This window comes from Ruminococcus callidus ATCC 27760, assembly GCF_000468015.1.
Classification (GTDB): Bacteria; Bacillota; Clostridia; order Oscillospirales; family Ruminococcaceae; genus Ruminococcus_C; species Ruminococcus_C callidus.
Genome location: NZ_KI260408.1, coordinates 133299 through 145019 on the forward strand (window position 1 = coordinate 133299; position 11721 = coordinate 145019).

The 11721-nt window shown below is 45.7% G+C and carries 10 protein-coding genes and 1 riboswitch; of the genes, 6 read left to right on the forward strand and 4 right to left on the reverse strand.

Going from position 1 to position 11721, the window contains the following annotated elements:
- Positions 1-47: 47 nt before the first annotated feature.
- Positions 48-509, reverse strand: coding sequence for an FHA domain-containing protein (locus tag RUMCAL_RS08275; RefSeq protein WP_021682277.1), 462 nt, complete (start codon positions 507-509; stop codon positions 48-50).
- Between the two features lie 479 nt (positions 510-988).
- Between RUMCAL_RS08275 and hpf the strand changes: the two genes are divergently transcribed.
- Positions 989-1513 carry a ribosome hibernation-promoting factor, HPF/YfiA family gene (hpf, locus tag RUMCAL_RS08280; protein ID WP_021682279.1) on the forward strand — a complete coding sequence of 175 codons (525 nt, stop codon included), beginning with the start codon at positions 989-991 and terminating at the stop codon, positions 1511-1513.
- A gap of 221 nt (positions 1514-1734) precedes the next feature.
- On the opposite strand, the gene tgt is transcribed toward hpf, so the two are convergent.
- Together tgt and queA are read right to left on the reverse strand one after the other, a co-directional pair.
- Complete coding sequence (tgt, locus tag RUMCAL_RS08285) at positions 1735-2868, reverse strand: tRNA guanosine(34) transglycosylase Tgt (RefSeq protein ID WP_021682280.1); 1134 nt, start codon at positions 2866-2868, stop codon at positions 1735-1737.
- Between the two features lie 93 nt (positions 2869-2961).
- The gene (gene queA, locus RUMCAL_RS08290; RefSeq protein WP_021682281.1) at positions 2962-4005 is read right to left on the reverse strand and encodes a tRNA preQ1(34) S-adenosylmethionine ribosyltransferase-isomerase QueA; all 1044 of its coding nucleotides are present in this window, start codon (positions 4003-4005) and stop codon (positions 2962-2964) included.
- Positions 4006-4065: 60 nt separating this feature from the next.
- Positions 4066-4237: riboswitch (Lysine riboswitch) on the forward strand.
- A 103-nt stretch (positions 4238-4340) separates the two neighbouring features.
- On the opposite strand from queA, the gene asd reads away from it, so the two are divergent.
- Genes asd through dapB form a run of 3 tightly spaced genes read left to right on the forward strand, consistent with a single transcriptional unit; the run spans position 4341 to position 7162 of the window.
- Positions 4341-5420: an aspartate-semialdehyde dehydrogenase gene (asd, locus tag RUMCAL_RS08295; protein ID WP_040647583.1), complete on the forward strand. Its 1080-nt coding sequence runs from the start codon at positions 4341-4343 to the stop codon at positions 5418-5420.
- 60 nt (positions 5421-5480) lie between these two features.
- Positions 5481-6371, forward strand: a complete 891-nt coding sequence (dapA, locus tag RUMCAL_RS08300; protein ID WP_021682284.1) for a 4-hydroxy-tetrahydrodipicolinate synthase — start codon at positions 5481-5483, stop codon at positions 6369-6371.
- Between the two features lie 35 nt (positions 6372-6406).
- Positions 6407-7162: a 4-hydroxy-tetrahydrodipicolinate reductase gene (gene dapB / locus RUMCAL_RS08305; protein WP_021682285.1), complete on the forward strand. Its 756-nt coding sequence runs from the start codon at positions 6407-6409 to the stop codon at positions 7160-7162.
- Between the two features lie 162 nt (positions 7163-7324).
- Here the strand turns inward: dapB and RUMCAL_RS08310 are convergent, their stop codons facing one another.
- Positions 7325-8134, reverse strand: a complete 810-nt coding sequence (locus RUMCAL_RS08310) for a hypothetical protein (RefSeq protein WP_021682286.1) — start codon at positions 8132-8134, stop codon at positions 7325-7327.
- An 816-nt stretch (positions 8135-8950) separates the two neighbouring features.
- Between RUMCAL_RS08310 and nrdD the strand changes: the two genes are divergently transcribed.
- A complete protein-coding gene (nrdD, locus tag RUMCAL_RS08320; RefSeq protein ID WP_021682290.1) occupies positions 8951-11110 on the forward strand; it encodes an anaerobic ribonucleoside-triphosphate reductase in 2160 nt (719 codons plus the stop codon).
- A 15-nt stretch (positions 11111-11125) separates the two neighbouring features.
- Positions 11126-11638, forward strand: coding sequence for an anaerobic ribonucleoside-triphosphate reductase activating protein (gene nrdG / locus RUMCAL_RS08325; protein ID WP_040647584.1), 513 nt, complete (start codon positions 11126-11128; stop codon positions 11636-11638).
- Positions 11639-11721 lie beyond the last annotated feature (83 nt).

Here is an 11721-nt window from a genome sequence, read left to right on the forward strand (position 1 = left end):
GTGTCAACAAGACAATTGTGGTGCATTTTCCATAAGTGAGTCCGTTTTTATACATTCTGTTTCCTCCTTCGCTGCCGGATTATCACTGATTTTGTTCCAAACCGAATCTCGTCCATGTCTTTGAGTTTGACCTGCGAACGAATCCGCCTGCCGTTGACAAATGTTCCGGATTTGGAATCCAAATCCATGATGCTCCACACCCCGTTAGACACATAAAGCACTGCATGATAACGGGAAACACTCATGTCCGTAAAACGAATATCTGCGGCTCCGTGTCTGCCGATCAGGATTTCATCCGCTTCCAACGGAATGACAACACGGCGTGAAGTGTCGTACAATGCCATGTGAGCACTGACCTTTTCCCAACGAAGCTGTTCGATTTCTTTTTCCTGCCGTGCAGTTCCAAACATCACCAGAACACTAACAGCAATAAAAATGACAACAACAGCACTGATTAAAATAGAATATGCCGGTATCCCCTGCAATGAAGATAAAAGCTTGTCAAGCATGTTCCAAACCTCCTATCCAGATAATTTTTTATAGGGCAATACCGCACAAAGAGCGTCTGACGACTTTGCACGCCATCTGCTTGCAAATTTCCCGTCATATTTCACAAAAATGCTCGTGAATACATCAAGTATTCACTCTGCTTTTTGCTCCATCTGACGGAAAATTTGACGACGCATCTGTCGCACAATCTTTGTACGGTATTGCCATAGATGAAACACTCTATGACTATGATAATCGATTTTTTGAAAAGTTGCAAGTCCAATCCCCTTGTTTTGTATAAATTGCCAATCATGAAGTGCTGTTTCGTCGAAATATCAGCTATTTTCACGAAACCAGAGAATTGTTTTTGTATGTATTCCACAAAAAATAAAAAAGTACTTGCCACCAAACTAGAAATATGTTATAATATGAGAAACAAACAGTTCGAACGTAAAATGCTTCGGTATCTTGCAGCGAACTGTAGAAGGAGGAATTCATCATGAAAATTACAATCACAGCGAAAAAAATGCAGATCCCGCAAAACTTTACAGAGTATGCTGAAAAGCGTCTGAGTACAAAACTGGACAAATTTTTCGGCAGTGAAGCAGAAGCAAAAATCACAATGGCAACACACAAAAATCTGATCGTCATCGAATTGACGGTTACTTATAACAACCTGATTTATCGTGCAGAACAGTCTGCTGTAGATAAGGAAGATGCTTTGGATGCTTCCATCGATAAGATCATTCGCCAGATTCGCAAGAACAAAACTCGTGTCGAAAAGAAATTGAAAGAAGCTGCATTTACCGGCATGCTGGAAGAACCGGTTGTCGAAGCAGATCACGAAGTCATTCGCCACAAGAAGTTTGTAATGCACCCCATGGATCTGGATGAAGCAATTCTGCAAATGGATTTGCTGGGACACTCGTTCTTCATGTTCACCAATGCCAATACCGGTGAAGTCAATGTTGTCTACAAGCGTGCAGACGGCAAATATGCGGTTCTGGAGCCGATTTACGAATAAAGCTTTCTTCCCTGCTCCTTTGTTTTTTACAACTTGTTTCTGAACATACAGCGGATACTGTGTCATGCAGTATCCGCTTTCTTTTTATGCAATTTTTATGAAAATGTCCTGCTCCGTAAAAATTAGGGGAAACACTGCATAAAGCTTGTGCGTAAGATGCGTAGTCAGATTTTTTGGCAGATTGGTGACGAGCCGTCAGGCGAGCTTTATACAATGTTTCCTTAGATTCTCTGAGCCAGCCGTTCGCTGTATTCCTTGCGGAACTGTGCAAACTCCCCTGCGTCCAGTGCATCACGAATCCGTTCCAGCAGCGTATTATAGAAATAGAGATTGTGCATTACTGCCAGACGGCCAGCCAGCTGTTCCTTTGCCTTAAACAAATGCCGCACATAAGCACGTGTATGATTCCGGCATACCGGACAGTCACATTTCGGATCTAACGGCTGGGAATCCGTTTCATAAGCAGCATTGGTGATATGCAGAATACCGTCCCATGTAAAGATCGTTCCATGCCGTGCGTTTCGGCTGGGCATTACACAATCAAACATGTCTACGCCGCGTGCAACGCCCTCAATGATGTTTGAAGGCGTTCCTACACCCATAAGGTAACGCGGCTTATCAACAGGCATGTGTGGCTCCACCTGCTCAATGATGTGATACATGATCTCTGTAGGTTCTCCTACCGCCAGACCGCCAATGGCATAACCATCCAGCCCAAGCTGTGCAATTTCCTGCATATGCGATACACGAATCGCATCGTAAGTACCGCCCTGATTGATGCCAAACAGCATCTGATGCGGATTGATAGTCCCCTCCAGACTATTCAACCGCTGCATTTCCTTTTGGCAGCGAATCAACCAACGGGTCGTTCTAGCACAGGAATTCTTCACGTAATCCAACGGTGCCGGATTCTCTACACACTCGTCAAATGCCATTGCAATGGTAGAGCCAAGATTCGACTGAATTTGCATGCTTTCTTCCGGACCCATGAAAATCGCCTTACCGTCGATATGGGACTGGAAGTAAACGCCTTCCTCTCGGATACGGCGAAGCTTTGCCAAAGAGAACACTTGAAATCCGCCGCTGTCTGTGAGAATTGGCTTGTGCCAGTTCATAAACTGGTGCAGTCCGCCCATTTGACGGACAATTTTATCTCCCGGACGCAAATGCAAGTGATAGGTATTACAAAGTTCTACCTGACATTTCAATTCATTCGCTAAGTCAATGGACGATATGCCGCCTTTGATGGCCGCAGCAGTTCCTACATTCATAAAGAAGGGTGTCTGAATGGTGCCATGTACGGTTTCAAAGATGCCTCTTCGGGCATGTCCTTCGGTTTTTAAAAGTGTAAACATTCGTGTAAATTCCTTTCTGCTTTATCATTGTATTGTTAGATGCATTCCGCATGCCGTATCGTACTAATACCAAAGAAGCACGTCAGTTTGATTTCATTCGCTTTTCTCTGGCAAGATACACATGGCATCTCCAAAGCTAAAGAAACGATATTTTTCCTGTACAGCGATTTCGTAGGCATGCATAGTCTTTTCATATCCCAGAAATGCGGAAATCAGCATAATCAAAGTGCTTTCCGGCAAGTGGAAGTTTGTAATCAAACCGTCCAGTACCTTAAATGAATAACCGGGGTAAATGAAAATATCGGTATAGCCGTCTTCTGCCACCAGTTCCCCGTTGTGTGCCGTAGCAACTGCTTCCAGCGTCCGACAGGAAGTTGTACCCACTGCAATGACACGACCGCCGTTTGCCTTTGTTTCCCGTATCATATCTACCGTTTCCTGAGGGAGATGATAGTGCTCACTGTGCATCTGATGCTGCAATACGTCATCTTCCTTTACCGGACGGAACGTTCCCAATCCTACATGCAGTGTCACATAGGCTTCATTTACGCCTTTCTCTTTCAGCTTTTTCAGCATGTCTTTTGTAAAGTGCAGTCCGGCTGTAGGAGCCGCCGCAGAGCCGAGTTCCTTGGAGTAAACTGTCTGATAGCGTTCTTTGTCTTTCAACTTTTCGTGAATATACGGCGGAAGCGGCATCTGTCCCACTTCTTCCAGTGCAGTATAAAAATTACCCTCACAGGTAAACTGCACAATTCGATTGCCGTCCGGTTTCACTTCAACGACTTCACCAATCAATCTGCCACCGCCAAATGAGAACTTTACACCGACTTTTGCTTTTTTTCCGGGACGGCAAATGATTTCCCAAAGCTTATCTCCTTTCTGTTCCAACAGCAGGAATTCGATAAAGGTGCCATTATCTACTTTCTCTCCATACAGACGTGCCGGAAGAACGCGGGAATCATTCATTACCAGCAGATCACCCGGTTGCAGAATCTCTAACAGATCATAAAAATGCTTGTGTTGAATCTCACCGGTATTCCGGTCAATTTGCATCAATCTAGAATGATCTCTTGGCTCAACAGGTGTCTGTGCAATCAATTCATCCGGCAAATCATAGTAAAAATCTGATTTTTTCATGAGCTTTTCCTCTTTTTCGCAAAAATGTTATTGACAAATTCCCATAGAAATGATATGATAGGAATAGGTAGAGGCGCACTTGCGATGAGTATGTTCCGACAGGTTACCATTCCGCGATGATCGGAGCAGAAAGGCGTTCGTGCCGAAGAAGCTGTACCGGTGACACAGCTTCTGGGCATATTTCCAAACAGGGATATGACTGTCATCGTTATGATGGAGTGCTATCGGCGATATACCATTCGGTGTACGTCATTCTATTCTATTATATCGCATGAGCCGCCGGTTTTCAACCGGTTTTTTCATATTTTTAAGATTTTTTTGGAGGAATGACAAAAATGAAACAGTACAAGGTCGGTATTATCGGTGCAACAGGTATGGTTGGACAGCGTTTTGCGACACTTTTGGAAAACCACCCGTGGTTCCATGTGGCCGCACTGGCGGCTTCTCCCCGTTCTGCCGGAAAGACTTATGAAGAAGCTGTCGGCAACCGCTGGGCAATGCAGAAGCCAATGCCGGAATCTATGAAGCAGATGATTCTGTTTGATGCAACTGCTGATGTTGACAAGATCGCAGGCATGGTGGACTTCGTATTCTGTGCCGTAGACATGAAGAAAGATGAGATCCGTGCACTGGAAGAACGCTATGCAAAGGCAGAATGCCCTGTCGTATCCAACAACTCTGCACACCGTTTCACACCGGATGTGCCGATGGTTGTACCGGAAGTGAATCCGGAACACATCGAGGTCATCGAGAGCCAGAGAAAGCGTCTGGGTACGAAGCGTGGTTTTATCGCTGTAAAGTCGAACTGCTCGATTCAGAGCTACGTGCCGGCACTGTCCCCGCTGCGGAAGTATGGCATTCAGAATGTTCTGGCTTGCACCTATCAGGCAATTTCCGGTGCCGGAAAGACTTTTGAACGCTGGCCGGAAATTCTTGACAACATCGTTCCGTATATCGGCGGTGAAGAAGAAAAGTCCGAAAAGGAGCCGCTGAAGGTCTGGGGCAAAATCGAAAACGGACAGATCGTCAGTGCAGACAGCCCGCTGATCACCACACAGTGCCTGCGTGTGCCGGTTTCCGACGGTCATACTGCCGCTGTATTCGTATCCTTTGAGCAGAAGCCGTCCAAGGAAGAAATCCTGAAGATCTGGGAAGACTTTAAGGGCGTACCGCAGGAACTGGAACTGCCGTCTGCTCCGAAGCAGTTCATTCACTATTTCCAGGAAGATGACCGTCCGCAGGCAAAGCTGGATCGTAACATTGAAGGCGGTATGGCAGTGTCTGTAGGTCGTCTGCGGGAAGATACTATGTTCGATTATAAGTTCGTCTGCCTTTCTCACAACACTCTCCGCGGTGCAGCAGGCGGCGGCGTTCTGCTGGCAGAACTGCTGGCAGCAAAGGGCTATATGGACTAATGCATTTCTGTAAAGCACACATCTTATTGAGATTTTGATTACCATCAGGAGGTAATTTTTATGAAAAACACCATTTTTACCGGTGCTGGCGTAGCCATTATTACACCGATGCTGGAGGACGGTTCTGTAGATTATGCCGGTCTGGCAAAGAACATTGATTTTCAGATTGAAAACGGTACAGATGCCATTATCATCTGTGGTACAACCGGTGAATCCTCTACGCTGGACGATAAGGAGCATCGGGAATGCATCCGTTTTGCAGTAGAGCATACCCACAACCGGATTCCGGTCATTGCCGGAACCGGAAGCAATGACACCAAGTATGCCATTGAGCTCTCTCAAGAGGCTCAGGAACTAGGTGCAAACGGTCTGCTGATCGTTACCCCGTATTACAACAAGACCACACAGAGAGGTCTTGTGGCTCATTACAATGCCATTGCAGACAGCGTAGACCTGCCGATCATTCTTTACAATGTTCCCAGCCGTACCGGCGTAGGTTTTGATGTCAGCACCGTTGCAGCACTGGCAGAGCACAAGAACATTGCAGCAATCAAGGAAGCCAGCGGAAACATTGGCTATACCGCAAAGGTTGCTGCAAAGTGCGGCGATAAGATCGACATCTACAGCGGCAACGATGATATGATCGTTCCGATCATGTCCTTGGGCGGCAAGGGTGTTATTTCTGTACTGTCTAATGTACTGCCGAAGGAAACACATCAGATGACTCAGTATTGTCTGGAAAACAACTTCGCAGCTGCTTCCGAATTGCAGCTGAAGTATCTCCGTCTGATCAATGATCTGTTTATGGAAGTTAATCCGATTCCGGTCAAGGAAGCTATGAACCAGCTTGGCATGCCCTCTGGTCCCTGCAGAATGCCGCTGTTGGATATGAGCGATGAGCACAAGGCTGCAATGCAGGCAACTCTGCGTGCATACGGTATGCTCTCCTAAGGAAAGATATTCGGACGAGAAAAGAGGCAAGGATTATGACAAAGATTGTAATTTGCGGTGCAAACGGCAAAATGGGACACACCGTAGCTTCCTGTATTGACGGACGGGACGATTGCACAGTAATTGGCGGTGTGGATTCGTACACTGCAAAGTATGCGGATTTCCCCATTGTTGCAACTCCGGCAGAACTTCCGGAAGTACCGGACGTGATTATTGATTTCTCCAATCCGTCCACACTGGACGAATTGCTGGAATACGCACTGGTCAACAATGTTGCACTGGTGCTGGCAACCACTGGCTATGACGATGCACAGATCCAGAAAATCCAGAGTGCATCTCAACAGATTCCGGTATTCTTTACGTTCAACATGTCATTAGGCATTAACCTGCTGGTGGAACTAGCAAAGAAAGCTGCCACTGTTCTGGGCGGACAGTTTGACATTGAGATTGTAGAGAAGCATCACAATCAGAAGATCGATGCTCCCAGCGGCACAGCAATTATGATTGCCAATGCCATTAACGACACCCTGAACAATGAGTATCATTATGTATACGATCGTCACGCACGCCGCATGAAGCGTGACAGCAAAGAAATCGGTATGCATTCCATTCGTGGCGGCACAATTGTCGGCGAACATGACGTGATCTTTGCAGGACAGGACGAAGTGATTACCCTTTCCCACAGTGCAGCTTCAAAAACAGTCTTCGCTGTAGGTGCAGTAAACGCTGCGGTCTATCTCTGCGGCAAGCCGGCTGGCATGTACGACATGAAGCAACTGGTACAAGAATAAGTTTACAAATTTGAATTAAAAGAGCAGGCACAATACGACGAGTACTCTCTCCTATTGTGCCTGCTTTTTCTGCTCTGGTTTATATCACATACAAAAAGGGAGAGTTGCAAAATACAACTCCCCCTTTTGTATTAGATTTTACTTTTCAAAGAAAAGATAGGATTACTTTACAGTTACCGGGAACGGATCAACGGTAATGCCAGCACCACTCTGTGCAATATGCAGCAACAGATAGTAAATATCCATTGAATCCAAAGTATCATTTCCATCCAGATCTGCCAGCTTGGTCTTACGCTCATCGAAAGAAGAACCCATACCAGCACCCTTCTGTGCCACGTCCAATGCGAGTTCCAGCAGGTCGATAGTATCTACAATACCGTCTTCGTTAAGGTCACCATACGGCAGAGCAGCGTATACATTGGCAACGCTGAAAGTAACTTCAACGCTCTGAGCCACAGCAGTTTCCGCAGAAATATCGGTTACTTTTCGACCAGATGCATTCCACGTATTCAGGAGATATGCACGTGTTGTACCGGTATCATTAGCATAATATTTGTAGTCTACTGCATTATCAGACATCTTGTAATCGACCTCGTTGCCGTCTACCTTTACAGAGTCAATTGTGATTGCCAAATCCGGATAAGTATCCTTTGTAATGAAATGGTCATCGTTCGTATCAAACTCCAGCATCAGGAATTCGATAGATCCAGTGCCATCACCGGTGATCTCCCAAGATGCAGTATACTGCTTGTCTTCGTTTGTGATCTGCACCGGCTTATTTGTAAGATCTTCCGAATTTCCAGTATTGTCTTCGCCCCAGTAGCCATATGTTCCCATCTGGCCCTTCAGGGATGCAGTACCGATTACGGTAACGTCTTCTTCAGCAGATGCAGAAAATGCACCAGTAAATGCAACTGCGTTCAAAGCCATCGATGCAGCCAGAACAGCTGCGACTTTCTTCAAAGTCTTCATAAATCAAAACTCCTTTATTTGTAACATTGCACAATTTGTGATGCATGCCACAGTGTATTGTGGTTTTATTATAGCACACATTCTGCAAAAAGTCAACACTGATTTGAAAAATTGCAAAAAATACACAAAAAGCTGTGTTCCACAAAAAACGTGTCAGTATTCTTTCCGAAAGTTCTTGTTTCTGAAATTTCGTGTGACAAAAAGTTGTTCTTTTCAGTTTTTATGGAAATCACTTGCCTTTTCAATTTCTCTTTGGTATAATACAAGTAACTCATTTTTTGCAGTCGCACAACAATCAAAACGATATTTTTCTGCATGGCATTTCCGAAAAATTTGAACCTTTTGAACTTTATATGTTACATGTAAGCGGCTTATTCCTTCCGGAAAATTCCAGCACGAAAAGCATGTGAACACGGCGGTCAAGATGTATGCTGCTATTTCGAAAGTGTTTCTTGAAAAATACTATATCTTGTGGTGCGCAAGTTGCGTAACCACAATTTGTTGTGTTTCGAGTGGAAAATACATAAAAAATTTTCTTGACAGATCGGAAGAATCGCGATATAATAATAGCTGTTCAACATCGTATTTTGAAACGGATTTTTATCAATGATTGGGAAGAAAGGCTGCTGTAACATGCAGCTTTCTGTTTGCCATGAAAAAGAAAATTGCAATAAAAGCAATACCGCACAAAATCAACAAACATGCTCTGTGCAATACTGCTCAAAGCATTTCCAAAAAAACTTACCTTTTTGAAGTACTTTTCTGTGTTCATAAAGCTGAGTTCTTTGATTATTATCTGGAATTGGAGGAATAATTGTGAAAATCATCAAACGAAGCGGCAAGGAAGATGTCTTCGACCGTGCGAAGATCATCGCAGCTGTTGGGAAAGCAAATATCACTGTCATTGAAGCGGAGCAGCTTTCCTCGGAAACCATTGCCAAAATTGCCAGTGACATTGAAACACGATGTGCCGGCATGAACCGTGCAGTGGACGTTGAAACCATTCAGGACTGGGTGGAAATTGAGATCATGAAGTACGGTGCATTCACCGTTGCAAAAAATTATATCACCTACCGCTATGAACGGGGACTGCTGCGGCAGTCCAACACAACTGACCAAAAGATTCTAAGTCTGCTGAATTTCGAAAATGAAGAAGTCAAGCAGGAAAATTCCAATAAGAATCCGATTGTCAACAGTGTACAGCGTGATTACATGGCGGGCGAAGTCAGCAAGGACATTACGACCCGCTTTTTGCTGCCCCATGATATTACAGATGCTCATCGGGAAGGTATTATTCATTTCCATGATGCAGACTATTTCGCACAGCACATGCACAATTGCTGTCTGGTCAATCTGGAGGATATGCTGCAGAACGGAACTGTTATCAGCGAAACTATGATCGAAAAGCCGCACAGTTTTTCTACCGCATGTAACATTTCCACACAGATCATTGCACAAATTGCAAGTTCTCAATACGGTGGTCAGAGTATTACCCTGTCCCACTTGGCACCATTTGTGCAGACCAGCCGTGAGAAGTTCCGCCGTGATGTTCGCCGCGAATTTGAACGTCTGGGAAAAGATACCGATGATGAAACGATCAACCAGATCGCCGAAATGCGTGTCCGGAACGAGATCATTCAGGGTGTACAGATGATTCAGTATCAGGTTATCACTCTGATGACGACCAACGGGCAGGCTCCGTTTGTCACAGTATTCATGTACCTGAATGAAGTACCGGAGGGACAAACCAGAGATGATCTGGCATTGATTATCGAGGAAATGCTCCGGCAGCGAATTCAAGGAGTGAAAAATGAAAAGGGTGTCTACATTACGCCGGCATTCCCGAAGCTGATCTACGTACTGGAAGAAAATAATATTCGCGAGGATTCCAAGTATTTTTATCTCACAAAGCTGGCTGCGGAGTGCACAGCAAAACGCATGGTTCCGGATTATATTTCCGAAAAAATTATGAAATCCCTGAAAGAGGGCAACTGCTATACCTGCATGGGCTGCCGTTCTTTCCTGACCGTTTACAAAGACGAAGCCGGCAAGTACAAGTTCTATGGCCGCTTTAATCAGGGCGTTGTCACGCTGAATCTGGTGGACATCGCATGCTCCTCCGGCGGCGATGAAAAGCGTTTCTGGGAAATCTTCGACGAACGGTTACAGCTGTGCTATCGTGCCCTGATGTGCCGTCATGAACGCCTGAAAGGCACACCGTCTGATGTGGCTCCGATTCTGTGGCAGTATGGTGCACTGGCTCGTCTGAAAAAAGGCGAAACCATTGACAAGCTTTTGTACGGCGGTTATTCTACCCTGTCGCTGGGCTATGCCGGACTGTGTGAATGCACACGGTATATGACCGGAAAATCACACACAGACCCCTCTGCAACGCCATTTGCACTAAAGGTCATGCGGCATCTGAACGATACCTGCAAGAAATGGGCAAAGGAAACCAATATCGATTTCAGTCTGTACGGCACGCCTTTGGAATCTACCACGTATAAGTTTGCCCGTTGCCTGCAGGAACGCTTTGGCGTGATTGAGGGCGTCACAGACAAAAACTACATCACCAACAGCTATCATGTACATGTTACCGAACCGATCAATGCTTTTGACAAGCTGTCTTTTGAAGCACAGTTCCAGGAACTCTCCCCCGGCGGTGCGATCAGCTATGTAGAAGTACCCAACATGCAAAACAACATTCCGGCTGTGATTGCGGTAATGCAGCATATTTACGAAAATATCATGTATGCAGAACTGAACACCAAGAGCGATTATTGTCAGGTTTGCGGCTATGACGGCGAAATCCAGATCGTAGAAGATGACGGCAAGCTGGTATGGGAATGCCCCAACTGCGGCAACCGCGATCAGGATAAACTGAACGTTGCCCGCCGCACCTGCGGATACATCGGTACCCAGTTCTGGAATCAGGGGCGCACACAGGAAATCCGCGACCGTGTAATGCACCTGTAAAAGAGGCGAATGCATATGTATTATGGTGCAATCAAGTCTTGCGACATTGCCAATGGCGAGGGCGTGCGGGTATCCTTATTCGTTTCCGGCTGTCGGCATGCCTGCAAGAACTGCTTCAATCCGGAAACGTGGTGCTTCGATTATGGCACACCGTACACTGAAGCAACGACAGAACAGCTTCTGCGGCTGCTGGAACCCAGTTATATCCGAGGGCTGACACTGATTGGCGGGGAGCCAATGGAGCCGGAGAACCAGCCTGTACTGCTGGAATTGGTACAGGCAGTGCGAAAAGCTTACGGTACAGAAAAAGACATCTGGTGCTATACCGGCTGTGTTCTGGAAACAGACCTGCTGGCAGACAGCCCCTATCGGTGCGATGCCACTGATGCGTTGCTGCGGGAAATCGATGTGCTGGTAGACGGACCTTTTGTGGAGGGACAGAAGTCCTTGCAGCTGGCATTTCGCGGTTCTGCAAATCAACGGATTCTTCGCAAGAAAAACGGAGTATTTACCGAAGCAAATCAATAGCTAAGAAAACGGGATACGACTGGATTTACCGGTCGTATCCCGTTTTGTAATTTTTTTAGGGCAATACCGCACAAAGATTGTGC